Annotated in this window: 28 protein-coding genes, 2 tRNA genes and 1 pseudogene; 16 read left to right on the top strand and 15 right to left on the bottom strand. The window is 63.0% G+C overall.

Translation table 11 applies throughout. The features are described 5' to 3' along the window. Positions 1 to 58: 58 nt before the first annotated feature. On the bottom strand, positions 59 to 820 hold the full coding sequence (locus MIN45_RS09390; RefSeq protein WP_286291755.1) for an MlaA family lipoprotein: 762 nt from the start codon (positions 818 to 820) through the stop codon (positions 59 to 61). Positions 821 to 953: 133 nt separating this feature from the next. Here MIN45_RS09390 and rnt point away from each other — a divergent pair, with 133 nt between their 5' ends. The 5 genes from rnt (at position 954) to MIN45_RS09365 (ending at position 3,119) form a co-directional block, all read left to right on the top strand. Next, positions 954 to 1,601 carry a ribonuclease T gene (gene rnt, locus MIN45_RS09385; RefSeq protein ID WP_422732658.1) on the top strand — a complete coding sequence of 216 codons (648 nt, stop codon included), beginning with the start codon at positions 954 to 956 and terminating at the stop codon, positions 1,599 to 1,601. A gap of 93 nt (positions 1,602 to 1,694) precedes the next feature. Continuing rightward, a tRNA-His gene (locus MIN45_RS09380) sits at positions 1,695 to 1,770 on the top strand. Positions 1,771 to 1,774: 4 nt separating this feature from the next. Then, positions 1,775 to 1,850, top strand: a tRNA-Lys gene (locus MIN45_RS09375). 272 nt (positions 1,851 to 2,122) lie between these two features. Beyond that, positions 2,123 to 2,926: an ADP-ribosylglycohydrolase family protein gene (locus MIN45_RS09370; protein WP_286291753.1), complete on the top strand. Its 804-nt coding sequence runs from the start codon at positions 2,123 to 2,125 to the stop codon at positions 2,924 to 2,926. 7 nt (positions 2,927 to 2,933) lie between these two features. Next, positions 2,934 to 3,119 (top strand): hypothetical protein, encoded by a 186-nt coding sequence (locus MIN45_RS09365; RefSeq protein WP_286291752.1) that lies wholly within the window; start codon positions 2,934 to 2,936, stop codon positions 3,117 to 3,119. Here MIN45_RS09365 and MIN45_RS09360 read toward each other — a convergent pair. Together MIN45_RS09360 and MIN45_RS09355 are read right to left on the bottom strand one after the other, a co-directional pair. After that, positions 3,102 to 4,085: an ATP-binding cassette domain-containing protein gene (locus MIN45_RS09360; protein WP_286291751.1), complete on the bottom strand. Its 984-nt coding sequence runs from the start codon at positions 4,083 to 4,085 to the stop codon at positions 3,102 to 3,104. The genes MIN45_RS09365 and MIN45_RS09360 overlap by 18 nt on opposite strands. 1 nt (position 4,086) lies before the next feature. After that, positions 4,087 to 4,776, bottom strand: a complete 690-nt coding sequence (locus MIN45_RS09355) for an ABC transporter permease (protein WP_286291750.1) — start codon at positions 4,774 to 4,776, stop codon at positions 4,087 to 4,089. Positions 4,777 to 4,819: 43 nt separating this feature from the next. Here MIN45_RS09355 and MIN45_RS09350 point away from each other — a divergent pair, with 43 nt between their 5' ends. Genes MIN45_RS09350 through MIN45_RS09340 form a run of 3 tightly spaced genes read left to right on the top strand, consistent with a single transcriptional unit; the run spans position 4,820 to position 7,727 of the window. After that, on the top strand, positions 4,820 to 6,529 hold the full coding sequence (locus tag MIN45_RS09350; RefSeq protein ID WP_286291749.1) for a proline--tRNA ligase: 1,710 nt from the start codon (positions 4,820 to 4,822) through the stop codon (positions 6,527 to 6,529). Beyond that, on the top strand, positions 6,526 to 6,714 hold the full coding sequence (locus tag MIN45_RS09345; protein ID WP_286291748.1) for a type II toxin-antitoxin system HicB family antitoxin: 189 nt from the start codon (positions 6,526 to 6,528) through the stop codon (positions 6,712 to 6,714). The genes MIN45_RS09350 and MIN45_RS09345 overlap by 4 nt, the downstream gene beginning before the upstream one ends. A 23-nt stretch (positions 6,715 to 6,737) precedes the next feature. Then, entirely contained in the window at positions 6,738 to 7,727 is a 990-nt protein-coding gene (locus MIN45_RS09340) for an ABC transporter ATP-binding protein (protein WP_286291747.1), read from the top strand. 6 nt (positions 7,728 to 7,733) lie between these two features. Here the strand turns inward: MIN45_RS09340 and MIN45_RS09335 are convergent, their stop codons facing one another. Together MIN45_RS09335 and MIN45_RS09330 are read right to left on the bottom strand one after the other, a co-directional pair. After that, positions 7,734 to 8,129, bottom strand: coding sequence for a PIN domain-containing protein (locus tag MIN45_RS09335; protein ID WP_286291745.1), 396 nt, complete (start codon positions 8,127 to 8,129; stop codon positions 7,734 to 7,736). After that, positions 8,126 to 8,356 (bottom strand): AbrB/MazE/SpoVT family DNA-binding domain-containing protein, encoded by a 231-nt coding sequence (locus tag MIN45_RS09330; protein WP_286291743.1) that lies wholly within the window; start codon positions 8,354 to 8,356, stop codon positions 8,126 to 8,128. Before MIN45_RS09330 ends, MIN45_RS09335 begins: the two co-directional genes overlap by 4 nt. A gap of 49 nt (positions 8,357 to 8,405) precedes the next feature. Here MIN45_RS09330 and MIN45_RS09325 point away from each other — a divergent pair, with 49 nt between their 5' ends. Both MIN45_RS09325 and MIN45_RS09320 read left to right on the top strand, forming a co-directional pair. Then, the gene (locus tag MIN45_RS09325) at positions 8,406 to 9,131 is read left to right on the top strand and encodes an ABC transporter permease subunit (RefSeq protein ID WP_286291742.1); all 726 of its coding nucleotides are present in this window, start codon (positions 8,406 to 8,408) and stop codon (positions 9,129 to 9,131) included. A 4-nt stretch (positions 9,132 to 9,135) separates the two neighbouring features. Further along, complete coding sequence (locus MIN45_RS09320; protein ID WP_286291741.1) at positions 9,136 to 10,974, top strand: GldG family protein; 1,839 nt, start codon at positions 9,136 to 9,138, stop codon at positions 10,972 to 10,974. An 18-nt stretch (positions 10,975 to 10,992) separates the two neighbouring features. On the opposite strand, the gene MIN45_RS09315 is transcribed toward MIN45_RS09320, so the two are convergent. From MIN45_RS09315 to MIN45_RS09270, 10 genes and pseudogenes are all read right to left on the bottom strand, one after another. After that, complete coding sequence (locus tag MIN45_RS09315) at positions 10,993 to 11,385, bottom strand: CBS domain-containing protein (protein WP_286291740.1); 393 nt, start codon at positions 11,383 to 11,385, stop codon at positions 10,993 to 10,995. 13 nt (positions 11,386 to 11,398) lie between these two features. Continuing rightward, positions 11,399 to 11,599, bottom strand: a complete 201-nt coding sequence (locus MIN45_RS09310; RefSeq protein WP_422732657.1) for a DUF539 domain-containing protein — start codon at positions 11,597 to 11,599, stop codon at positions 11,399 to 11,401. After that, positions 11,596 to 12,633, bottom strand: a complete 1,038-nt coding sequence (locus MIN45_RS09305; RefSeq protein ID WP_286291739.1) for an FAD:protein FMN transferase — start codon at positions 12,631 to 12,633, stop codon at positions 11,596 to 11,598. The genes MIN45_RS09310 and MIN45_RS09305 overlap by 4 nt, the downstream gene beginning before the upstream one ends. Before the next feature lie 7 nt (positions 12,634 to 12,640). After that, positions 12,641 to 13,858, bottom strand: a complete 1,218-nt coding sequence (nqrF, locus tag MIN45_RS09300) for an NADH:ubiquinone reductase (Na(+)-transporting) subunit F (protein WP_286291738.1) — start codon at positions 13,856 to 13,858, stop codon at positions 12,641 to 12,643. Between the two features lie 18 nt (positions 13,859 to 13,876). Continuing rightward, positions 13,877 to 14,485, bottom strand: a complete 609-nt coding sequence (gene nqrE / locus MIN45_RS09295) for an NADH:ubiquinone reductase (Na(+)-transporting) subunit E (RefSeq protein ID WP_286291737.1) — start codon at positions 14,483 to 14,485, stop codon at positions 13,877 to 13,879. Continuing rightward, on the bottom strand, positions 14,485 to 15,183 hold the full coding sequence (locus tag MIN45_RS09290) for an NADH:ubiquinone reductase (Na(+)-transporting) subunit D (RefSeq protein WP_286291736.1): 699 nt from the start codon (positions 15,181 to 15,183) through the stop codon (positions 14,485 to 14,487). The genes nqrE and MIN45_RS09290 overlap by 1 nt, the downstream gene beginning before the upstream one ends. A gap of 11 nt (positions 15,184 to 15,194) precedes the next feature. Further along, complete coding sequence (locus MIN45_RS09285; RefSeq protein ID WP_286291735.1) at positions 15,195 to 16,058, bottom strand: Na(+)-translocating NADH-quinone reductase subunit C; 864 nt, start codon at positions 16,056 to 16,058, stop codon at positions 15,195 to 15,197. Further along, positions 16,051 to 17,256 (bottom strand): NADH:ubiquinone reductase (Na(+)-transporting) subunit B, encoded by a 1,206-nt coding sequence (locus tag MIN45_RS09280; protein WP_286291734.1) that lies wholly within the window; start codon positions 17,254 to 17,256, stop codon positions 16,051 to 16,053. Before MIN45_RS09280 ends, MIN45_RS09285 begins: the two co-directional genes overlap by 8 nt. Continuing rightward, complete coding sequence (locus MIN45_RS09275; RefSeq protein ID WP_286291733.1) at positions 17,256 to 18,614, bottom strand: Na(+)-translocating NADH-quinone reductase subunit A; 1,359 nt, start codon at positions 18,612 to 18,614, stop codon at positions 17,256 to 17,258. Before MIN45_RS09275 ends, MIN45_RS09280 begins: the two co-directional genes overlap by 1 nt. A 116-nt stretch (positions 18,615 to 18,730) precedes the next feature. After that, a pseudogene (locus MIN45_RS09270) lies at positions 18,731 to 19,927 on the bottom strand (ATP-dependent metallopeptidase FtsH/Yme1/Tma family protein); the annotation flags it as partial. A 238-nt stretch (positions 19,928 to 20,165) separates the two neighbouring features. On the opposite strand from MIN45_RS09270, the gene MIN45_RS09265 reads away from it, so the two are divergent. The 6 genes from MIN45_RS09265 to MIN45_RS09240 are packed head-to-tail and all read left to right on the top strand — an operon-like array spanning position 20,166 to position 24,870. Then, entirely contained in the window at positions 20,166 to 20,405 is a 240-nt protein-coding gene (locus tag MIN45_RS09265; RefSeq protein WP_286291732.1) for an OadG family protein, read from the top strand. Between the two features lie 26 nt (positions 20,406 to 20,431). Continuing rightward, positions 20,432 to 22,201 carry a sodium-extruding oxaloacetate decarboxylase subunit alpha gene (gene oadA / locus MIN45_RS09260; protein WP_286291730.1) on the top strand — a complete coding sequence of 590 codons (1,770 nt, stop codon included), beginning with the start codon at positions 20,432 to 20,434 and terminating at the stop codon, positions 22,199 to 22,201. A 7-nt stretch (positions 22,202 to 22,208) separates the two neighbouring features. Continuing rightward, entirely contained in the window at positions 22,209 to 23,336 is a 1,128-nt protein-coding gene (locus tag MIN45_RS09255; RefSeq protein WP_286291729.1) for a sodium ion-translocating decarboxylase subunit beta, read from the top strand. Beyond that, positions 23,333 to 24,046, top strand: coding sequence for a fluoride efflux transporter CrcB (crcB, locus tag MIN45_RS09250; protein ID WP_286291728.1), 714 nt, complete (start codon positions 23,333 to 23,335; stop codon positions 24,044 to 24,046). Before MIN45_RS09255 ends, crcB begins: the two co-directional genes overlap by 4 nt. Beyond that, positions 24,043 to 24,348, top strand: coding sequence for a DUF190 domain-containing protein (locus MIN45_RS09245; RefSeq protein ID WP_286291727.1), 306 nt, complete (start codon positions 24,043 to 24,045; stop codon positions 24,346 to 24,348). The genes crcB and MIN45_RS09245 overlap by 4 nt, the downstream gene beginning before the upstream one ends. 57 nt (positions 24,349 to 24,405) lie before the next feature. Further along, positions 24,406 to 24,870, top strand: coding sequence for a PepSY-like domain-containing protein (locus MIN45_RS09240; RefSeq protein ID WP_286291726.1), 465 nt, complete (start codon positions 24,406 to 24,408; stop codon positions 24,868 to 24,870). The last annotated feature ends 11 nt before the right edge of the window (positions 24,871 to 24,881 follow it).

Raw genomic sequence — 24,881 nt, 5'->3', positions numbered from 1 at the left:
GCGCCACAGGACGCCGGGCCGCGATTGCCGGGCCGCGATTTTAGAAGCAATACCTGGCTCAGATCTCGCTTTCGCCGCTGCTCTCGTCCAGTTCCTCTTCCAGTTCCTCGAATTCCTCGTCCAGCGGCACCTCGCCGTCGTGGATCAGGTATTCGCGCCGTTGCAGATAGGCGTTGCGGATAAAAGCATAGCGATCCAGAGCGGCCTGATCGAGAATCTCGGTGGCGCTGAGATTGTCGGCTCGGTAATCGACCGTCCGCAGACCGAACAGCCCCACCTTGACCGGGAAGATGGTGTAGGCGATCGGATTCAGGAAGCCATCGGCGACGCTGCCGACGCCATCACGCGGGGTCGTCGGCCCCAGAAACGGCAGCACCAGATAGGGACCGGGCGGAAGCCCCCACACCCCCAGAGTCTGGCCGAAGTCCTCGTCATGCTTTTCCAGGCCGATCTCGGAGGCAACATCGATCAGGCCGGCGACACCGACCGTGGTGTTGACCAGAAACCGGGCGGCGTCCTGACCGCTCTGCTTGACCTTGAACTGCAACAGATCGTTGGCGGTCACAGCGATGTCCTTGACGTTGCTGAAGAAGTTGCTCACCCCCTGATCGACGAAATCCGGCGTCACCCACTGATAACCTTTGGCCAGCGGCTTCATCAGATAATCGTCGAGGGTATCGTTGAAGGCCTGGACCTTGCGGTTGACCGGCTCCAGGGGATCGCGGGGATCGGTGGTGGCGCAGCCCCCAAGCAGGCCCAGCAACACCAGCGCCATGCCGCCGGCCCGTTTCCAGGTCGTCGCTATCGTCTTGTTTTCCATGTTTTTGTTACCACGATGTGACAATCGAGCGTACCGCTAAAAATAGCATATTCGGCCTGGCGCTTCGAGTTCAGGCTATACTGATTGTCCTTTTCGACTCCATCCCATGTCCATGTCCCAGGAAAAACCGCCAATGGCATACCGCTTCCGCGGTTATCTGCCGGTCATCGTCGATGTCGAAACCGCCGGTTTCGATCCCGAAAAGCACGCTCTGCTGGAGATCGCCGCGGTGATCCCGGAGATGGACGCGCAAGGGTTTCTCCGCATCGCCGAGATCCACAGCGCCCACGTCCAGCCCTTTCCCGGCGCCGAGCTTGATCCTGCGGCACTGGAATTCACCGGCATCGATCCCCATCATCCCCTGCGCATCGCCCTCGACGAGAAGAACGCGCTGCTGAAAATCTTCCACCCGGTACGGGCGGCGGTGAAACAGCAGGGTTGCACCCGCGCCATCCTGGTAGGACACAACCCCTCGTTCGACCTGGCTTTCGTCAAGGCCGCCGCCCAGCGCACCGGTCTCAAGCGCAATCCGTTCCACCCCTTCAGCACGTTCGACACCGCCACCCTGGGCGGCCTGGTCTACGGCCAGACCGTCCTGGCCAGGGCGGCCAAGGCCGCCGGCATCGAATGGGACAACCGCGAGGCCCACTCGGCCCGCTACGATGCCGAGAAGACCGCCGAACTGTTCTGCACCATCGTCAATACCTGGGAACGGCTCAAACGATCCACCGAAACCGAACCGGCAATCCCGATCCATAACCAGAACGCCACCAGCACGTAGCTGACCTGGTCACCTGATCATCCTCGGCAATGGCTGCCACCACGGCACATTGGCATCTGAAGTAAATTCCGCTATAATTCCTGTTCTCAAACGGTGGGTGTAGCTCAGTTGGTAGAGCCCTGGATTGTGATTCCAGTGGTCGCCGGTTCGAGTCCGGTCACCCACCCCAGTTCGGGCCATTAGCTCAGTTGGTAGAGCAGCGGACTCTTAATCCGTAGGTCGTAGGTTCGAATCCTACATGGCCCACCAATACAACGACTGAGCCGGGTCTTTTCGATCCGGCTTTTTCATTACGTGACCAAATCGTGACCTTCCAGTTTGGCTGCCACCTTCTAGCGCCACATGATCTGCGACGGGCTTAATGGGCGTTAACCCCATCTGAGTTGCCTCCTAAATAAACTGGACACACATTTGCTCGTGGTGTAACAAAATAAGAAGCGCCCATGTCCAGCCTGGCCTCCTCGCTGGCACCAAGGCAGCATCAGTCTCCTTTTGCTTTTAGACGACATGCGAGGTGAGCCATGATCGGTGCCATCGCAGGAGACATCATCGGTTCGGTGTACGAGTTCGATCCGGCCAAAACAAAGGATTTTCAGCCCCTGTTCCATCCACGGGCCCATTTCACCGACGATACCGTGCTGACCGTAGCGGTCGCCGACAGCCTGCTCCATGACCGCGACCCGGTCGCGGCCTTCAAGGACTGGGGCCACCGTTATCCCGATTGCGGCTGGGGCGGCACGTTCGCCTATTGGCTGTTCTCCGACCGGACCGAACCGTATGGCAGCTTCGGCAACGGCGCGGCCATGCGCATCTCCCCGGTGGGACTGGTGGCCGGTTCCCTGGACCGGGCCCACGCCCTCTCCGACCGCTTCACCCGTATCACCCACGACCATCCCGAAGGGCTCAAGGGAGCCGCCGCCACCGTCACCGCCATCCTGCTCTGCCGCAAAGGCAAATCCACTCTCACCTGTGAAGAGATCCGGTGCCTGATTGAAGTGGGTTACGGCTACGACCTGAGCCGCAGCGTGGCACAGATTCGCCCAGGCTATGGTTTCGACGAAACCTGCCAGGGCACCGTCCCCGAAGCCATCACCTGCGCCTTGGAAGCGAGCGATTTCGAGGATGCCGTCCGCAATGCAGTCTCCCTGGGCGGCGACGCCGACACTCTCGGGGCCATCACCGGCGGCATCGCCGAAGCCCGTTTCGGCGTCCCCCGGGTGATCGCCGAAGAAGTCCGAAAACGCCTGCCCCAGGACATGCAGGAGATCATGGAGGCGCTGTATGAACGTGCCGGCACCGCCTGCCCCTGGCAAACTTCCACGTGACCGGATCGTGACCGATTCCAGTCACGCGGAGGGAAATCGTGTCATTAACATCCGGTTTAGTACCCGCACCCAGTGGTCCAACTTCTTCCACGGCCTGTTCATGCTGGCGTTCGCGGCCCTGTTCCCGGGGATCCTCCACGAAATTCCCAAGGCGGCGACAGCGCTGCTCAACAGCTTACTGGGAAAAATTTGACGGGCCACCATAAACGTGTAGCGCCGTAGCCTTGAAATTGACCCACACGGGCTGACCCGGCGTCAGCCCCATCTCGCGGCACGAGGCCAAGGTCACCACAGCCTCGAAACGCTCTCCCGACACCGCCACCGTCACCCGCACCTCGCCGCCTGCTTCCGCCAGCGCCACGACCCGTCCCCGGAAACGGTTGCGCATGCTCGATTCCAAAGGCTGCAAGGACAAGACGATGTCACGGGGATCGACGCCCACATGAGTCGCCGTGACCGGTTCCGGCAGCCACAGGGTCAGTCTTTTTGTGAGAAAACGGTTTCCCTCGCAACGGCCACGAAACACGTTGGCGAAAGGCGCCGGCACCAAACGTCCCTGGGACAGGGCGATCACCCGCCGGGCCAGGATCCGGCAACGGTCGGGCGCATGATCGCTGAATACCGCCGCCCGCCCCCCTACCGCCCAGGCCGGAAGCCATCCCTCCAGCCAACACTGGGTGGCAGCATCCAGATGACTAAAAGGTTCGTCGAGCAGCAGCACCTCCGGCTCCAGCACCAGACAACGCGCCAGAGCGACCTGCTGACGCTGCCCGCCGGAAAGCATAGTTGCCGGACGCGCCGGATCGGCGCGGAAACCCACCGTCTCCAAGGCGGCCAGCGCCCGGCGGCGGCGGTCGCCGCCGCGCCTAAAACGCAATCCCAGCATGACGTTGTCCAGGGCCGAGCCCCGCAGCAGATAGGGCTGCTGCATCACCCAACCGATCCGGCGCCGGTCGACGCAGATCAACGGCTTGCCCTGAAACAGCACCCGCCCCCGCCGCGGCGTCTCGATAGCGGCCAGCAGACGCAGCAGGGTACTCTTGCCGGCCCCGTTCTCCCCCACCAGCGCGGTGACGCCGGAGGCGATCTCCAGCCGGTCGATCTCCAATACCGTGCGCTCCCCATAACCGTGGCGGACCGCCTCCAGCCGGTACGGCATCTCAGTCCCCCGCCTGCAACCAAGCCAGCAGAGCGTTGACGGTGAAGGCGACTGCCAGCAGGATCATGCCCAGCGCCAGGGCCAGCTCGAACTCACCCCTGCCGGTTTCCAGAGCGATGGCGGTGGTCATGGTGCGGGTGAAACCGGCGATGTTGCCCCCCAGCATCATCGCCACCCCCACCTCGGCGATAGCGCGGCCGAAGGCGGTCACCAGGGCGGCGGCGATGCCGGCGCGCAATTCGGAGGCCAGATACCAGAGCTTGTGAAACCCTCCCGCCCCCAGCGCCTCCAGGGTGGGCAGCAGGCGGGGGTCGGCGCCCGACACCAAGGTGCTGATCCAGTGGAGCAGCAGCGGCAGGATCAGCACCGCCTCGCCGATGACGACCGCCGCCGGAGTGTAGAGCAGCCCCCAGTCCCCCAGCGGCCCCCGTCGGCTCAGCAGAGCGTAAAGCAGCAGCCCCACCACCACGGTGGGCAGCGCCGTCAGGGAAGCGAGTAGCTGGCGCAGCCAGCGCCGCCCTGGAAACGCCCGCATGCCGATCAGCACCCCCAAGGGCACGGCGATCAGGGCGGATACGGCCACCGCCGTCAAGGAAATCCTCAGAGAAGTGGAGACGATGCGCCACAGCTGCGGGTCGCCGCTGAGCACCAGCTTCCAAGCGGCGTGCAGGGAGGCTTCAAAAAAATCCATTCGCGTTACAATAACGGTTTCGTTCAATCCAGGGAAGACAACCATGCGCACCAGTCAGTTTCCGCTTCACACCCTTCGCGAAACCCCGGCGGATGCCGAAATCGTCAGCCACCAGCTGATGCTGCGCGCCGGGCTCATCCGCAAACTGGCCGCCGGGCTTTACACCTGGCTGCCGCTGGGACTTAGAGTGCTGCGCAAGGTGGAACAGGTGGTGCGCGAGGAAATGGACCGCGCCGGGGCGCTGGAGCTGTTGATGCCTGCCCTGCAGCCGGCGGAGCTGTGGCGCGAGTCGGGGCGCTGGGACCAGTTCGGCCCGGAGTTGATCCGCCTCAAGGACCGCCACGAACGCGAATTCTGCCTCGGTCCCACCCACGAGGAGGTCATCACCGACCTGGTACGCACCGAGATCAAGAGCTACAAGCAGGTGCCGGTCAACTTCTACCAGATCCAGACCAAGTTCCGCGACGAGATCCGCCCCCGCTTCGGGGTCATGCGCGCCCGCGAGTTCATCATGAAGGACGCCTACTCCTTCCACCGCGACATGGACTCGTTGCAGCGGACCTACGAGGCCATGTACCGGGCTTACAGCAACATCTTCTCCCGCCTGGGGCTGGATTTCCGCGCCGTGCTCGCCGACACCGGCGCCATCGGCGGCAATCTTTCCCACGAATTCCACGTTCTGGCCGAGGCCGGCGAGGACGCCATCGCCTTTTCCACCGAGAGCGACTATGCCGCCAACGTGGAGCTGGCCGAGGCGGTCGCCCCCACCGAAACCCGCCCCGAGCCGAGCCAGCCCCTGGCGCTGGTGGACACCCCGGGTCAGCACAGCATCGAGGAAGTCAGCCACTTCCTCAAGGTGCCGCCGCAGCAAATTCTCAAAACCCTGGTGGTGAAAGGCGAGGCTGGGCACCTGGTGGCGCTGCTGCTGCGTGGCGATCACGCGCTCAACCCCCACAAGGCGGAAAAATTGCCGCAGGTGAAAGCGCCGCTGGAATTCGCCAGTGAGGCAGAGATCCGCGCCGCGGTCGGCTGCGGTCCCGGCTCCCTGGGACCGGTGGGGCTGGAGCTTCCGATGGTGTGCGACCGCAGCGCCGCCGTGCTGGCCGATTTCGTCTGCGGCGCCAACCAGGACGGCAAACACTACACCGGCGTCAACTGGGAACGCGACCTGCCCCTGCCGGAAGTGGCCGATATCCGCAACGTCCAGGAAGGCGATCCCAGCCCCGACGGTAAGGGCACCCTGGTGATCCGCCGCGGCATCGAGGTGGGCCACATCTTCCAGCTCGGCACCAAGTATTCCGAGGCCCTTAACGCCACCATCCTCGACGAGAACGGCCGCGAGGAATACCTCATCATGGGCTGCTACGGCATCGGCATCAGCCGCGTGGTGGCCGCCGCCATCGAGCAGCACCACGACGCGCGCGGCATCGTTTGGCCACAGGCGCTGGCCCCGTTCCAGGTGGCCCTGGTGCCGGTCAACATGCACAAGTCCCAGCGCCTGCGCGAGGCGGCGGAAACGCTCTACCAGGAACTGCGCCAAGCCGGCATCGACGTTCTGTTCGACGACCGCCCCGCCCGCCCCGGGGTCATGTTCGCCGACATGGAACTGATCGGCATCCCCCACCGGGTGGTGCTCTCCGACCGCCTGCTCGATGCCGGCGAGGTGGAATACAAGGGCCGCAAGGACGGCGAGGCGCGCACGGTGGCGCGGGGGGAGATCGTGACAATGCTGCGGGAAATGTTGGCGCGATGAAACTGAAATACGTCTATTGGCAGGAAAAGAATCACTGGCTGGGCTACCTGGAAGAATTTCCCGATTACTGGACCCAGGGGCAAACCCTGGAGGAACTCCAGGACAATCTGAAGGATCTTTACCGCGATTTAAGCAGCGGTGAGATCCCCGGGGTACGCCGGATCGCGGAACTGGAGCTTTCGTGAAGCGATCGAGCTATTGACTGGCTATGATCGAAATCGACCACCTCCACAAACGTTTCGGTGATTTCGTGGCGGTGGAGGCGCTGTCCTTCACCGTGCGGCCTGGTGAAGTGTTGGGATTCCTCGGTCCCAACGGGGCCGGCAAGACCACCACCATGCGGATGATCACCGGCTTTCTGCATCCGGACCGGGGCACGGTGCGGGTGTTCGGCCACGACATCCGCAAAGCACCACTTCAGGCCAAGGCAAAATTAGGCTATCTGCCCGAAGGGGCGCCGGCCTACGGGGAGATGACGCCGCTGGCGTTTCTCGATTTCGTCGCCCGGGTGCGGGGGCTGAGGGGGCCGGACAGGCGCCGCCGCATCGACGAGGTGGTCCAGCGGCTGGCGCTGGAGCGGGTGCTGCATCAGCCCATCGATACCCTGTCCAAGGGTTTCAAGCGCCGGGTCGGCCTGGCCCAGGCCATCCTGCACCGGCCGCCGGCACTGATCCTGGACGAGCCTACCGACGGCCTCGATCCCAACCAGAAATACGAGGTGCGGCAGCTGATTCAGGAACTGGCCGAAAATTCCCTCATCATCGTTTCCACCCACATCCTCGAGGAAGTCAGCGCCGTCTGCACCCGCGCCCTGATCATCGCCCGCGGCCGGATTCTGGCCGACGGGACCCCGGCGGAGCTGGAACGGCGCTCCCGCTACCACGGCGCCGTGTGTGTGAAACTGCCCGGCGGGCTGCCGCCCGATCTGGCCTTGCTGCCGGGGCTGGCCGGCGTGGAGCACGATCCCCGCATCCCGGAGCGCTGCTGGTTGATTCCTGAGGCGGGCGTCGATCTCTATCCCAGGGTGCGCGACTTCATCGCCGAACGCGGCGTGGCGGTGGAGGAGCTGACCGTGGAGCGGGGACGGCTGGATGAAGTATTCCAGCGACTGACCGGTTTCGAACCTCTCTCAAGCCAGGGGCGACCGGCTGTTGCCGAAGCGCAAATCGAATCGTTCCGGGAGCAGGAGAACGTTTGACCCTCTCTATGCCAGCAATCGAAACCCGGCATACCGGGCCGCTTTGCGGTCAAAGGTATAAATCGTCTCGCAACCGGCCCTCAGGGCACCATGGACAATCAAGCAATCCGCGTAATCACCGCACCCGTTCTCATAATCCTGCAGGGCAGCCAGGGCGAGCGGCCGATCCTCGATATGGAATTCCACTGTCGTCAAGATGGCGGCCAGCGCTTGTTTGATCAGTTCGCGCCGGTAACCGTAAGCCCGGCGCAAAACCCAGACCAGCTCCGCCAATGTCAATAGCGCGATGAATCCCGGACATTCTGCGCTCAGCCCATCGATCAGGCGGCTGGCCAATACCGACTGCTCGGGGTCATCCTGTACCAGATAACGGACCAGAACGTTGGTATCGATGCCGATCATACCCTCCCCCGCCCCTGTTCGACCGCCTGTTCCATCTCCTCCAGGGAAACCGGGCGCTCAGGCGCCGGCAGCATTCCCTTGAGAGAACGAACCGAACGCAAGGGGACCAGAATCACCTCGCCATCGCGCAGGATGAACTCAATTTTGTCACCCGGGGCCATTTTCAGGGCATCCCGGATGCTTTTGGGAATGGTGACTTGTCCTTTACTGGTAAGGATCGACTGCATTATTCCTACCTGATAAGATATTTCGATCATTGTCATTATAAGTAAGAATATGATCTGGATCATCTGCCGCCGTGAACTGGCCAGTTATTTCGCCACCCCGCTGGCCTACGTGTTCCTGGTGATGTTCCTGATCCTCAGCGGGGTGTTCACCTTCTACCTGGGAGGGTTCTACGAGCGGGGGCAGGCAGATCTGCAGCCGTTCTTCGACTATCATCCGTGGCTGTACCTGTTCCTGATCCCGGCGGTATCCATGCGCCTGTGGGCCGAGGAGCGCAAGAGCGGCACCATCGAGCTGCTGCTGACCCTGCCGGTGCGGCTGCGCGATGCGGTGTTCGGCAAGTTCTTCGCCGCCTGGGGCTTCACCGCCCTGGCCCTGGGACTGACCTTCCCGCTATGGCTCACGGTCAACTGGCTGGGAGATCCCGACAACGGCGTCATCCTGGCCGCCTACCTGGGCAGCTGGCTGATGGCCGGCGCCTATCTGGCCATCGGCGAGTGCCTGTCGGCGGCGACGATCAATCAGGTGATCGCCTTCATCCTCACCGTGGTGGTGTGTTTCACCTTCACCGCCGCTGGCTCGCCGGTGGTGCTCGATGCCTTCTACCGCTGGGCGCCCGGCTGGCTGGTGGACGGCATCGCTTCCCTGAGCTTCCTGACCCACTTCCACGCCATCAGCCGCGGCGTCCTCGACCTCAAGGACATCCTGTTTTTCACCGTGATGATCGCCGCCTGGCTCACCGCCTGTGCGCTGGTCATTGAACAGAAGAAGGGCTGAATCGATGCGCCGACCGCTCATCCTGTTACTGCTCGCCCTGGGAGTCCTCGCCGGTCTTGCCGCTCTGGCGCAACTGCCGGACTGGCGCCTGGATCTGACCGAAGACAAGCTCTACACCCTGTCGCCCGGCACCCGCCACATCGTCCAGGGTCTGAAGGGGCCGGTGACTTTCGAATTCTATTTCTCCGACCGCGCCAGCCGCGACATGCCGCTGCTGCGCGATTACGCCCGCCGGGTGCGGGCCCTGCTGGTGGAGTACCGACGCCTCGGCGACGGCCGCATCACCCTGAAGGTCATCGACCCGCAGCCCTTCTCGGAGGAAGAGGACCAGGCGGTGGCCCGCGGGCTGCGCGGCGCGGCGCTGACCCCCGGCAGCCCGCCGGTCTATTTCGGCCTGGCGGCGGTGCGCGGCGACAAAACCGCGGTCATCCCCTTCTTCAAGCGCGAGCGGGAAAACTGGCTCGAGTACGACGTCAGCGAGCTTTTGGTCGAACTCGACCGCGACCACCGCCCGCGCCTGGCCATCTACGCCGAGCCGGACCTTTTGGTGCGCGGCGGCATCAATCCCTTCAACCGCCAGCCCCAGCCGCCGTGGGTGGCGCTGGAGTCCCTCAGCCGCTTCTACGACGTCACCTGGCTGCCCAAGGACTTCGAGCAGATTCCCGCTGGCACCGAGCTGCTGCTCCTGATCCACCCCAAAGGTTTCCATCCCAGGACCTTGTATGCCGTCGATCAGTACGTGGTCAAGGGCGGGCGAGCGCTGATCTTCGTCGATCCTTACGCGGAGCTGGACGGCCCGCCGGCCTTCGTACAGCCGGGGCGGGTCAAGTCCTCGGACCTCAACCCGCTGTTCCGAGCCTGGGGTTTCGAGCATACGTCGAAGGGCTTCGTCGGCGACGACCGCTATGCCTCCCGAGTCACCGTGGGGGGAGGCAAACCGGCGCGTCACTTAGGGCTGCTGACCCTGGACCGAGAAGCGCTGGCCGACGACCCCACCCTCGCCCATCTGGACAAACTGGTGTTGTCCTCCGCCGGGGCCCTGCGCCGTTTGCCGGAAGCCGACATCGCCTTCACCCCCCTGCTCCACTCCAGCCCCGAGTCGATGCTGATTCCCGCCGCCGCCCTGGACTATCTGTTCGATCCCAACATGCTGATGGAGGCTTTCAAGCCCGGCGGCAAGCCGTTCGTGCTGGCGGCCCGCATCGACGGCAGGCTGAAAAGCGCCTTTCATGAGGCGCCGGAAGGCGTTTCCGGGCAACCGGTCAAGACCGGCACCACCCCGGCACATCTGATCGTGGTGGGCGACACCGATCTGCTCGCCAACCGCCTGTGGGCCCGGATCGAAACTGGCCCCGACGGCAACCGCAGCGTGGTGCCCTTCGCCGACAACGGCATCTTTCTCATCAACGCCATCGACCATCTGACCGGCAATCCGGATCTCATCGGCATCCGCGGCCGCGGCCGTTACGAGCGCCCTTTTACAGTGGTGGAACGGTTGCGCGCCAAGGCCCAACGCCAGTTCCAAGCCAAAGTGGAAGAACTGCAGCAGCAGCTGCAGCAAACCGAGGCCAAACTGGCACAAATGAAAACGGCCGAAGGCAAGAACGCACCCCTGGATGCGGCCAGACAACAGGCCATCGCCCAGTTCCAGCGGGAAAGGCTGAAAATCCGCAAGGAACTTAGGCAGCTGCAGCACCAGTACAATCAGGAAATCGAATCCCTGGGCACCCGGCTGAAACTGGTCAACATTCTGGGGGGGCCGCTGGCATTGACCGTCCTGGTGCTGCTTTGGAGCACCTGGAAGCGCTGGCAGGCCAAACGGGCCTGGGCGGCGGCGAATTGATGGGTCAGCCCCCGCCGCTCAGTACATACTGACCAGGGCCCGCAGCACGTCCACCCGGCTGATCAGACCGATCAGTTTGCCGTCTTCCACCACCGGGAAATGCCGCAGCAGCGCCTTCTGAAAGCGCTCGGCCACCTCGATGATGCTGTCGTCGGGGCCGACGGTGACCAGGTTCTTGTTCATGTATTCGCCCACCTTGCCGGCCATCTGCTCGTGATAGGCGGCGTCCAGCACCACATGCAGGCAGTCCATTTCGGAAAACGAACCGACCAGTCGGCCGTTTTCCAGTACCGGGGCACCGGTGATCTTGTGCTTTAGCAGTTGGCGGATGGCGTCAAAGACGCCGGTCTCCGGGGTGAAGGTCACCAGATTGGTGGCCATGTAGTCGCGGACGGCGATATTCCTCAACATGACAGCCCTCCTCTCAAGTCTCTAGCTGGTCTTTTTTGGCATCCTCAGGCAGACCGGCATCGCAGCCTTTCCTGCCCTGGGCGCACAGGCACTCTCCACCGCCGACGCCGCCGCAGCTGCCCTTGATGGCCGGACGGCCGAACATCACCCCGATGGCCATGATGCCGACGATGACGGCGATGACGGCGAACGTGACGAGAAACAGGGTCATCATGATGCACCTCCTCCTATGAATTGGCGAAAGGCCGACGTGGGCCGTTCCACGAAACCGTCGTCCTCTTTGACGATGAACAGCACGGCCATGTTCTCGGCTTCGGCCTTGGCGAAACCTGCCTCCGGCCCCAATACCATGAAGGCAGTGGCCAGAGCGTCGGCTTCCATCGTAGTATGACGCAACACCGTCACCGACACCAGACGGTGGGCGATGGGATGGCCGGTGCGCGGATCGATGGTGTGGGAGAAGCGCTTCCCGCCGACCTCGAAATAGTTGCGGTAATCGCCGGAAGTGGCTAAAGCAATGTCGGTCAAACTGAGGACCTTTTCGATCTCCCGCACCTTGGGTACCGGCTTTTCGATGGCGATGCGCCAGGGACCGCCCCGGGGGCTTTCGCCTTTGAGGCGCACCTCGCCGCCGATTTCGACCATGTAATCGGAAATTCCCTGGCTTTCCAGATAGACGGCTGCCTGATCGACCGCAAAACCCTTGGCGATGCCGGAAAGGTCCACATAGAGATCAGGGATGCGCTTGCGCAGCGCCGGCGGATCGAGGCGGACTTCCAGCTTGTCATGACCGATCCTGGCTTTGGCGGCCGCAATGGCCTGCACCGGCGGCGGTGCCTGGCGGCGCGGATCGGGACCGAAGCCCCACAGGTTCACCAACGGCCCCACGGTGATGTCGAAGGCCCCGTCGCTCCAGCGGCTGATCCGCAGCGCTTCGGCCACCACTTGGGCCAACGCCGGCGGCACGGGCTGCCAATCGGTACGAGTGCTGCGATTGAAACGTGACAAAGGCGAGTCCTGCCGGTAAGTGGACATGGTGGCGTCCACTTCGGTCAACACCCGCTCCAGCCCCCGGCGCAACGCCTCGGGATCGACCCCTTCCGGCAGCCGGGTGACCTTGATGGAGAAGGTGGTCCCCATCACCAGGCCGCGCTGTTCGAACTGGGCTTTGGGCGGCGCCGGCTGGCAGGCGGCCAGCAGAAACAAAACGAGGAGCCCGAAGGCTCCCCGCAAGCGATGTCCGACCATGGCCGGATCAGCCTCCGAAGTCGTCCAGGAGGATGTTTTCCCGTTCGACCCCGAGATCGGTCAGCATCTTGATCACCGCGGCGTTCATCACCGGCGGACCGCAGAGATAGTACTCGCAGTCTTCCGGGGCCGGATGATCTTTCAGATAGTTTTCATACAGCACTTCGTGAATGAAGCCGGTGTAGCTGGTCCAATTGTCCTCCGGCTTCGGTTCCGACAGCGCCAGGAACCACTTGAAGTTGTCGTGCTCTTCCTGGAGCTTGTTGAAGTGGTCGACGTAGAAGGCTTCGCGCAAGCTGCGGGCGCCGTACCAGAAGGTCATCTTGCGCTTGGACTTGAGACGGATGAGCTGGTCGAAGATGTGCGAACGCATCGGCGCCATCCCGGCCCCGCCGCCGACGAAGACCATCTCGTTGTCGGTGTCGCGGGCGAAGAACTCGCCGAACGGCCCGGAGATGGTGACCTTGTCTCCCGGCTTGAGGCTGAAGATGTAGGACGACATCTTGCCCGGCGGCACGTCCAGGCCCGGCGGCGGGGTGGCGATACGCACGTTGAGCATGACGATGTCGTTCTCCAGCGGGAAGTTGGCCATGGAGTAGGCCCGTACCACCGGCTCGTCCACCTTGGACTCCAGCTTCCACAGATCGTACTTGTCCCAGTCCTCGCGATATTCCTCGTCGATGTCGAACTCGGAGAACTTGACGTGATACGGCGGGCATTCGATCTGGATGTAACCGCCGGCGCGGAAGTCGATGGTTTCCCCTTCCGGCAGATCGAGGATCAGTTCCTTGATGAAGGAAGCCACGTTCTTGTTGGAACGCACGGTGCATTCCCACTTCTTGACCCCGAAGACCTCCTTCGGCACCTCGATCTTCATGGGCTGTTTGACCGTCACCTGGCACGACAGACGCTCGCCTTCGCGGGCCTCGCGTTTGGTGATGTGACTGGCCTCGGTAGGAAGCAGATCGCCACCGCCTTCCAACACTTTGACCCGGCACTGGCCGCAGGTACCACCGCCACCGCAGGCCGACGGCACGAACAGACCGGCATCGGCCAGGGCCATCAGCAGCTTGCTGCCCACGGGCGCCTTGACCGTCTTCTCGTCGTTGATGACGATCTCCACATCCCCCTGGGGCACAAGATGCTTCTTGGCTTCGAGAATCACCATCACCAGCGCCAGCACGATGACGGTGAAGAAGAATACGCCTAAGATGATCTCCAACATGTTGTCTTTTCCCTAAATTTAGAGCTGAATTCCCGAGAAGGCCATGAAGCCGAGCGACATGAGCCCTGCGGTGATGAAGGTGATCCCCAATCCCTGCAATCCGGCGGGGATGTCGCTGTATTTCAGCTTCTCCCGAATACCGGCCATGGCGGTGATCGCCAGCGCCCAGCCGAAACCGCTGCCGAATCCGTATACCACACTCTCGGCCAGGTTGTACTCCCGCTCGATCATGAACAAGCTGCCGCCGAGGATGGCGCAGTTCACCGTGATCAGGGGCAGGAAAATCCCCAGGGCGTTGTAAAGGGCCGGGAAGAAGCGGTCGAGCACCATCTCCAGAATCTGGACGATGGCGGCGATCACGCCGATGCTGGCCAGATAGACCAGAAAGCTCAGATCCACGTCGGGAAGCCCTGCCCAGGAAAGCGCCCCTTCCTTGAGGAGGTAGGCATGAATCAGATGGTTGGCCGGCACGGTCAGGGTCTGCACCACCATCACCGCGATCCCCAGGCCGATGGCGGTGGCGATGCGCTTGGACACCGCCAGGAAGGTGCACATCCCCAGGAAGAACGCCAGGGCTAGGTTTTCGATGAAGACCGATTTGACGAACAGACTGATCAGACCTTCCATCACGCCACCTCCCCGTGTGCCGGCATGATCTTGAATTCAGGCGCTTCCACCTGCTGCGGCTTCCAGCTCCGCACCGCCCAGATGAGCAGACCGATGATGAAGAAGGCGCTCGGCGGCAACAGCAGCAGGCCGTTGGGCTCGTACCAACCGCCGTTCTTCACCAGCGGCAGGATCTCCCTACCCAACAGACTGCCGGCGCCGAACAGTTCGCGGATGGTGGCGACGGTGACCAGGATCAGGCTATAACCCAGGCCGTTCCCGAGGCCGTCGAAGAAGCTCGCCAGCGGCGGGTTCTGCATCGCGTAGGCCTCGGCCCGGCCCATGACGATGCAGTTGGTGATGATCAGACCGACGAACACCGACAGCTGCTTGCTGATGTCGTAGGCCACCGCCTTGAGGATCTGGTCCACCACGATCACCAGCGAGGCGATGATGGTCATCTGCACGATGATGCGGATACTCGACGGGATGTGGTTGCGGATCAGCGAAATCGCAGTGTTGGAGCAGGCCACCACCGAAGTGAGGGCGATGCTCATGATCAGCGCGGTCGAAAGCTGAGAGGTAACCGCCAGGGCGGAACAGATCCCCAGCACCTGCATGATGATGGGGTTGTTGTCCACCAGCGGCTCCACCAGGACCGGCTTGACTTTCTCGAAATCGAATTCTTCCTGTTCCACTGCCTGAATTTCGTCACTCATGGCTGTTCTCCTCAAAGCTTGCCGCAGAATTTGTCCAGGAACGGCTTGTAGCCGTCCTCCCCGAGCCAGAAACGGATCAGATTGCTGACCCCGTTGCTGGTGAGGGTCGCGCCGGCCAGGGCGTCCACCATGTATTCGGCGCCGGGCTGGTCGGGACTGACGTTACCCTTCACCAGGCGCAGCACCGGCTGGCCGTTTTCGTCGTAAACCTTCTTGCCTTTCCACAGGGCGCGCCAGGCGGGATTGACCACTTCGCCACCGAGACCCGGCGTCTCCCCCTGATCGTAGAAATTGATGCCGATGACGGTGTTGCAATCCGGCTCCAGGGCCAGGAAACCATACATGGTGGACCAGAGCCCGTAACCCCAGACCGGCAGCACGATCGCCTTCAGCTCGCCGTTTTCGTCCTTGAGCAGATAGACCGTGGCGTATTTGGGCTTGCGCTTGATCTGGGCGATGTCCCGCTCCTTGGGAACCGGCTCGCTCAGTTTCGGGTCTCGGGCGGCCTTGCGCATGTCGTAGGTGTCGGGATCGACATCCTCGGCGAAATCGCCGCGATTGAGATCCACCACCTTGATTTCGAACTGCTTGAAGGCCTCATCGACATCCATACCCGGCTCGTAGAGGCCGACGACTTCGAGGATGTTGCGCTTCATGTCAGCGGCCTTGTTGGCTTCCTGCAGCGGCTTGAGGGCCACGGCGGCGAAGGAGACCACCACGGCACAAATCAGACACAGCCAGAAAGCGACCGCCAGGGTTTTTTCGAAACTGTCGTTGGGCAGGGACAGGAGCCGCTGGTAATAGGCCTCGGCCTTCGCCCGCCAGACCTGCCATTTTTCCGCCAGTTGGCTGGTAGCTTGAGTGTTCTCAGACATAACGTTTGGCCCTTCTTCTAATGTTGGCTTGAACCACGAAGTAGTCGATCAGCGGTGCGAAGATGTTGGCGAACAGGATCGCCAGCATGGTCCCTTCGGGGAAGGCCGGATTGACCACGCGGATCAACACCACCATGACGCCGATGAGAATCCCGAAGATCCAGCGGCCGGTATTGGTCATCGCCGCACTGACCGGATCGGTGGCCATGAACACCAGGCCGAACATCAGACCGCCCAGGGTCAGATGCCAGTACCACGGCAGGCCGAACATGGGGTTGGTATCGCTGCCGACCACGTTGAACAGCAACGCGGTGGCGATGACGCCGATCAGCACGCCGGCCATGATGCGATAGTTGGCGACGCCGGTGTAGAGCAGGAACGCCGCCCCCAGCAGAATCGCGATCACCGAGGTTTCCCCCATGGAGCCGGGCATGAAGCCGAAGAAGGTTTGCCCCCAGGAATAGCCGGCTTCCTGAATCGCCGGCAAGCCACCGGCGGCGCCGAGGGCCAACGGCGTGGCGGCGCTGTAGCCGTCCACCGCGACCCACACCCCATCCCCGCTCATGAAGGCCGGATAGGCGAAGAACAGGAAGGCGCGGCCGGTAAGGGCCGGGTTGAGGAAGTTCTTGCCGGTGCCGCCGAACACTTCCTTGCCCAGCACCACCCCGAAGGTGATCCCGAGCGCCACCATCCACAACGGAATCGACGGCGGCAGCGACAGGGAGAACAGAATCGAGGTGACGAAGAAGCCCTCGTTGATGTCGTGCTTGCGCACCACCGCAAACAGCACCTCCCACAAGCCGCCGACCACGAAGGTCACGATATAGACCGGGAAGAAGTACAGCGCCCCGTGCAGGAAGCACGACAGCGGATTGGAGGGGTTGTAGCCGAAAATGTCCATGATCGGCCCGCGCCAGTTGGCGATGGTTTCCAGTCCCATGGCCTGCATCGCCTGGTTGGCCTGATAGCCGGTATTGTAACAGGCGATGAAGATAGCCGGGAATGTCGCCAGCCAGACGTACACCATGACTCGCTTGAGATCGATGGCGTCGCGCACGTGGACCGGGTCGGGCGCGGTGTCCGCCGGCGAATACAGGAAGGTATCCACCATCTCGTACAGTGGATACAGCTTCTCGTATTTCCCCCCCTTGGCGAACAGCGGATGGATTTTGTCCAGGAATTCGCGTGTCTTTGACATCAGCCTTCCTTCTCGATTTGGGTTAGATTCTTGCGCAGGACCGGACCGAAATTGTGCTTGCCGGGATCGACGAAGGTGCACAGGGCCAGATCCTCCTCATCCAACTCCAGACAGCCAAGCTGCTGGGCCGTATCGGTGTCCCCCACCACCAGCGCCCGCAGCAGCTGGGTCGGCAGAATGTCGAGGGGCATCACCCGCTCGTAGACCCCGATGGGCACGATGGCGCGGGGGCTGCCGAACAGGGCCGAGGTCAGCCGATACTTCTCCGGCTTTTCCCGCTGCAGCGGGAAGACGTTGAGGATCGAGAACTTTCTGTCCGACCCTTTCATCTCGATCCAGCCGAACAGCTCGCGTTCGTGATATTCCTCGATCACGCTGATTTGGTTGTGGTAGGCGCCCAGCCAGGCCGACCAGTCGCGCAACCGGCGGCCACCCAGGACCGATCCGGAAATGATGCGGGCCTCCCCTTCCGCCAGTTCCCCAGCGGTCAGATCGTGCAGATTGGCGCCGACGCGGGTCCGCAGCAGGCGCGGGCGTTTGACCATCGGCCCGGCCAGGGATACGACCTTTTCGACGTTGAGACGGCCGGTGGTGAACAGGGCGCCGATGGCGAGCACCGCCTGGTAGTCCAGATACCAGACGGTCTTTTCCGCGTTCACCGGATCCAGGAAATGAATGTGGGTACCGGGCAGACCGGCTGGATGGGGGCCCTCGAAGTCCACCACCTCGACCTTCTCCGACGCCACCGCCGGGAAACCGTCCGCCGCCGGCGACTTGCAAACGAAAACCTTGCCCCCGGTCAGATGACCGAGCACGGTCAGGCCGTTTCGGAAATCGTCGGCCCGCTCGGCGATCACCACCGCAGGATCGGCCGCCAGCGGGTGGGTATCGATGGCGGTGACGAAGATGGAATGGGGCTCGGTGTCCGGTACGGGCACCTTGCTGTAAGGCCGGGTACGCAGCCGCGTCCAGAGGCCGGAATTGAGCAGGTTCTCCCTGACCTGAGCGGCGGACAGATCGGAAAGCGCGTCGGCGCCATAGGCGTTGAAGGTTTCCTCGTCGTCGCCGTCGAGCTCGATGACCACCGACTGCAACGCCCGGCGGGCGCCGCGGTGAATGGCGGTCACGGTACCGGCGCCGGGCGCGGTGAACTTGATCTCCGGATGCTTCTTTTCCAGAAACAGCGGTTGTCCCAGCTTGACGCGGTCCCCCACCTGAACCTGAAGCGAGGGACGGAGGCCGATGAAATCCGGGCCGATGACGGCAACCGATTTGACCGCACCCCCATCCTCGTAGATCTTCTGTTCAGGTTCCCCCGCGACAGGCAGGTCCAATCCTTTTTTGATTTTTATCGCCATAGATTTCGAGCCTGCTAGAAGATGGAGTTGATGTAAGGAAATCGAACCTAAATTGCAGATCCGGCCCACGCCCACAGCGCCCCGGACCCGAGGCAAACTCTTGGTATTACATCGGCGATGCAGTCGCGGCCCTGCCGCACGGCGATGATCGCCGCCTCGTTGCAGACGTTTTCCAGCTCGGCGCCGACGAAACCCGGCGTGCGCAGGGCGATGACATGCAGGTCCACGTCCGGGCACAGCTTCTTGCCCCGGGTGTGGATCCTGAGAATCGCCTCACGGCCGGCCAGATCCGGCTTGTCCACCACGATCTGGCGGTCGAAACGCCCCGGGCGCAGCAGGGCCTTGTCGAGGATTTCCGGGCGGTTGGTGGCCGCCATCACCACCACCCCGGAGGTGGGATCGAAGCCGTCCATCTCGGCCAGCAGCTGATTGAGGGTCTGCTCGCGCTCCTCGTGGCTGACGGGCGAGGCGCCGCGCGCCCGGCCGATGGCGTCGATCTCGTCGATGAAGATGATGCAGGGCGCTTTCTGGCGCGCCTGCTCGAACAGGTCGCGGACCCGGGCGGCGCCGACCCCGACGAACATTTCCACGAACTCGGAACCGGTGATGCTGAAGAACGGCACCCCGGCTTCCCCGGCCACGGCGCGCGCCAGCAGAGTCTTGCCGGTTCCCGGGGGCCCCACCAGCAGCACCCCCTTGGGCGGACGGCCGCCAAGACGCTGGATCTTCTTAGGGTCCTTGAGAAATTCGACCACTTCCTTCAGCTCCTGCTTGGCCTCCTCGCAACCGGCCACGTCGTCGAACCTGACCTTGACGTCGGACTCGGCATAGATCCTGGCCCGCCGTCCCAGACTGAGGAAATTGCGCCCGCCGGCCATGCGCTGGGCCATCCAGCTCCACAGCAGAAACAGCAACAGCAGCGGCAGGAACCAGCTGAAGAAGAAATAGGCGATCCAATTGGTGGTTTCGGGGCGGACCACGAACTCGACGCCATGCTTCTGCAGCAGCTCCGTCAGGTTGGCGTCCCACAGAGGCACGGTGAAAAAAGGCTGGGGCCTGCCCTCGGGCTCCTCGGGCTTGAGCAGACCGGTGATCTTCTTGTCGCTGACCACCACCTTGTCCACCCTGCCCGCCTCCACGTACTGAAGGAACTGGCTGTAGGGAATCTCCACCTCGCGCATCTGTTGGAAGTTCTGCATCAGCGACAACAGCAGAACGGCGAGGATGACGTAGGCAATCCAGTTGTAGCGTGGATCCTGCCAGAACGGGCCTTTTCCCGGCTTGTTGATCTCTATTTCAGGTTTCTTGCGCATCGATCCGATCCCTTGCAACGATTCCAAAACGCTTTTCAGGTTATCAAGAAAACGGTTCGATCGGGGGGCTTTGTTGTCACCCATGGCCGCCTCCGTTTCGTGTTGTCATCCCGTATGGATCTGGGGATGGTGGCGGCGGTTTCAACGCCGTCGTGGTGTATTTTTGACGTCCGAAATGCTAGATTTATGCGGTTTTTGCCTTTCAGGCCAACCACGAAGAAAAATCAAAGGTCGAACCATGACGAGCCTGTTCACGAGCGGTCTGGAACTGTTGGGCCTGGGGATGGGAATCGTGTTCCTGTTCCTGACCCTGCTGGTGATTCTGGTCAGCGCCATGTCCTGGATCATCCAGCGCTTCTTCGCCGAAGCGGCGCCCGCGGCCTCTGCCCGTCCGCAACCGGCGCCTCCCACCGAGGAGGACGAGCTGATCGCCGCCATCAGCGCCGCCGTGCACCGCTATCGTCACCGTTCCCGCTGAATTCACCCACAAGGAGCCTTCCGACCATGAGCAATTCCCTGGGGATCACCGAAGTCGTCCTGCGCGACGCCCACCAGTCCCTGCTGGCCACCCGCCTCCGTCTGGAGGACATGCTGCCCATCTGTCCCAAACTGGACCAGATCGGCTTCTGGTCGCTGGAAGTGTGGGGCGGGGCCACTTTCGACGCCTGCATCCGCTACCTGGGGGAAGATCCCTGGGAACGGCTGCGCGCCTTCCGCAAAGCGCTGCCCAACACCCGCCTGCAGATGCTGCTGCGGGGCCAGAACCTGCTCGGCTACCGCCACTACGCCGACGACGTGGTCGATGCCTTCGTCGAACGGGCCGCCGCCAACGGCATGGACGTGTTCCGCATCTTCGACGCCCTCAACGACCTGCGCAACATCGAGCACGCGGTCAAGGCGGTGATCGCCTGCGGCAAGCACGCCCAGGGAACCCTGTCCTACACCACCAGCCCGGTCCATTCCATCGACACCTGGGTGGACCTGGGCCGACGCATCGAGGACATGGGCGCCCACTCGGTCTGCATCAAGGACATGGCGGGGCTCCTCACCCCCCACGTGGCCACCGAGTTGGTGACCCGCCTGAAACAGCACCTGGAGATCCCGCTCCACCTCCACTGCCACGCCACCACCGGCCTCAGCATCGCCACCCTGTACGCGGCCGCCGAAGCGGGCATCGACAACGTCGATACCGCGGTTTCCTCCATGAGCATGACCTACAGCCACAGCCCCACGGAAACCCTGATCGCCATGTTCCAGGGCCACGCGCGCGACACCGGCCTGGATCTGGAGCAGGTGGAGGAAATCGGCCTCTACTTCCGTGAGGTACGGAAGAAATACGCCCGGTTCGAGGGCAATCTCAAGGGCGTGGACAGCCGTATCCTGGTGGCCCAGGTTCCCGGCGGCATGCTCACCAACATGGAAAACCAGCTCAAGGAGCAGAACGCCGCCGACAAACTCGACGAAGTCCTGGAAGAAATCCCCCGGGTGCGCAAGGATCTGGGCTACATCCCCCTGGTCACCCCCTCTTCCCAGATCGTCGGCACCCAGGCGGTGATCAACGTCCTTTCCGGCGAGCGTTACAAGACCATCACCAAGGAGGTTCAGGCGCTACTGCGGGGCGAATACGGCGCCACCCCGGCGCCGGTGAACCAGGAACTGCAACAGCGGGTGCTGCAGGGGAAAAGCCCCATCACCTGCCGGCCCGCGGATCTGCTGCCCCCGGAGATGGAAAAGCTCACCGAAGAGCTGCATAAACTGGCTCGGGAACACGGCGTCAAGCTGGCGGGGAACGAGATAGAGGACGTTTTGATCTACGCCCTGTTTCCCCAGGTGGGCTGGAAGTTCATTCAGGAAAGGGGCAACCCGGCCGCCTTCGAACCCCCGCCCGAGACCGAAACCGAGACGGAAAAAGCCCCAGCGGCAGCTACCGGCGACGGTCCGGCCAGCTATACGGTGACGGTCAATCAGAAGGTCTATCACGTGGAAGTGGCCCCCAGCGGTCAGGTCACCTCGGTCCGGCCCGGTACACCGCAAGCCGCAGCGCCGGCGAGCGGCGGAGAGAGTCACGCCGTCACCGCACCCATGGCCGGCACCATCCTCAAGGTCAACGTCACCCCCGGAGACGTGGTCAAGGAGGGGGACGTGGTGGTGATCATGGAAGCCATGAAAATGGAAACCGAGGTGCGCGCCAAACAGGGCGGCACGGTCCAAGGGGTCATGGTCAAGGAAGGGGACGCCGTGGCGGTGGACGACGTGCTGCTGACCCTGAGCTGAGGCCGGTATGGAAAATCTACAACTGCTGTGGCAAAGCACCGGTCTGGCCAACTTCAGCGGCGGCCAGGCGCTGATGATCGGCGTCGGCTTGCTGCTGCTGTATCTGGCCATCCGCAAAGGCTTCGAACCGCTGCTGCTGGTGCCCATCGGTTTCGGCGCCATTCTCAGCAACATCCCCATCGCCGGCATTTCCGACGAGGGGGGCATCCTCCACTATCTCTATTACGGCATCAAGACCGGCATCTTCCCGCTGTTGATCTTCATGGGCGTGGGGGCGCTGACCGACTTCGGTCCCATGCTCGCCAATCCCCGCACCCTGTTTCTGGGGGCGGCGGCCCAGTTCGGCATCTTCGGCACCCTGCTCGGCGCCATCGCCCTCAACTGGATACCGGGGCTGGAATTCAGCCTCCGGGATGCGGCCGCCATCGCCATCATCGGCGGCGCCGACGGCCCCACGTCGATCTACGTGGCCTCGCGCCTGGCACCGGAGCTGCTCGGTGCCATCGCCGTGGCCTCCTATTCCTACATGGCCCTGGTGCCGCTGATCCAGCCACCGATCATGCGCGCCCTGACCACCGAGCGGGAGCGCCGCATCGAAATGCTGCAGCTGCGTCCCGTCAGCCGGCGGGAGAAGATCGCGTTTCCCCTCATGCTCATCGTGCTCACCGCCCTGCTGCTGCCTTCCGCCGCCCCCCTGATCGGCATGTTCGCCTTCGGCAATCTGATGCGCGAGAGCGGCGTGGTGGAGCGACTGGCCAAAACCGCCCAGAACGAACTGATCAACATCGTCACCATCTTCCTGGGACTGTCGGTGGGCTCCAAGCTCAAGGCCGACACGTTCCTGAGCCTGGAAACCCTGGGGATTCTGCTCCTGGGGGCCATCGCCTTCGCCATGGGTACCGCCGCGGGAGTGCTGATGGCCAAACTGATGAACCGGATCGGCAGGGTGCCCATCAATCCCCTCATCGGCGCCGCCGGAGTATCGGCGGTGCCCATGGCGGCCCGGGTCGCCAACAAGGTGGGGCTGGAAAGCAATCCCCACAACTTCCTGCTGATGCACGCCATGGGGCCGAACGTGGCCGGGGTGATCGGCTCGGCGGTGGCGGCCGGGGTGCTGCTGTCACTGGTGCCATGACCGCGCTGCAGGCCGTCGCCATCATGATGGGCGGGGCGGCCGGCGCTCTGCTGCGCTTTCTCGTATCCTCCGGGATCTATCAATGGCTGGGACGGGATTTCCCCTATGGCACCCTGGCGGTCAACGTCATCGGTTCCTTCCTCATCGGCCTGCTCAGCGAAGGGCTGCTGGCCGAGCCGGTGGGGCGGCTGGCCGCCCTCTACCGTCCCGCCCTGCTGGTAGGCTTTCTCGGCGCCTTCACCACCTTTTCCACCTTCTCCCTGGAAACCCTCAATTTGATCGAACAGGGACAGTTCTGGCGCGCCCTGGTCAATGCGGTCGCCAGCGTACTGCTGTGCTTGAGCGCCGTCGCTCTGGGCGTGGTGCTGGGCCGCAGCCTGTTGCTGTTGCCCGCCCATCTGGCACCGGGCCACTGGCTGCCCTATGGGCAATTGCTGCTCAACGTCATCGGCGCCTTTCTGATCGGCTTCGTATTTCACCTGGCCACCGCCCACAGCCAGCTCGGCATGGAGGGGCGCGCCCTGGCGCTGATCTCACTGCTGGGCGTCTTCATGCTAGCCTCGGGACTGTATCTGGTATTCCATCTGCTGGAACGGGGCCATGATCTGAACCATTCATGGAATCTGCCCCTGGCGGTTTTTCTGTTCAATACCCTGCTCTGCATCCTGGCCGCCTGGCTGGGGCTCATCATAGGGAGGGCTTCCACATGAGCCAGAAGCATCAATTGGTCCGCATCTATACCCTTGAGGGCGAAGCCCCCATCGACGACGTGCTGCGCTTCCTCCACGACGAAGAACGGGTCAGCGGCGTCACTCTGATCCGCGCCGTCGCCGGCTATGGCGATTCCGGCAAGTTGCATACGACGGCCCTGTTGTCGCTGTCTCTGCAGCTGCCGTTGATCATCGAGTTCTTCGACACCTCGGAACGGGTGGCGGCGGTCATCCCCCGCCTGCGGGAACGTTTTGAGCTGCGCCATATCGTCCACTGGCCGGTGACGGTGGATGCACCTTGAGTTCGCGGGGCAGTGCCCCCATAATCGGTCGTACCGAAACAGTCACCAGGAGGAACGATGAACGGCAAATGGCTCATCACCGCGGCGCTGCTGGGTGGTCTCGGATTGGATGTCCAGGCAGGGGAGATCCCCCTCGAACAGGTGCCCGAAGCGGTCCGGCAGGCGTTTCAGAAAACCCATCCGGCAGCGCGCGACGTGGAAGTGGAATACGAAGCCGACGAATATGGCAAGCCGCTGTACGAGTTCGAGTTCCGCCGCAACAGCCACAAGGAAAAAGCGTTCTACCACACCGACGGCAGTTTTTTCGGCTATGAACGCAAGCTGTCACCCGGTCTGCTGCCGCCTGCCGTCAAGACACAAGTGAAGGAACGTTTCCCAGACGGAGAAATCGAGGAAGCGGAGGCGGTCGTCAACGCCCAAGGCGAGCCGCTCGCCTATGAAGTGGAAGTCGAAACCCCCGCGGGGGAATGGAAGCTGTACTTCAACGCCGACGCCTCCTTCATCAGCCAGCGCCAGGACTGAGCGATGCGGGC

It is taken from the genome of Methylomarinovum tepidoasis (assembly GCF_030294985.1).
In the GTDB taxonomy this organism is placed as follows: Bacteria; Pseudomonadota; Gammaproteobacteria; order Methylococcales; family Methylothermaceae; genus Methylohalobius; species Methylohalobius tepidoasis.
This window is presented reverse-complemented; position numbering and strand designations above follow the sequence as displayed.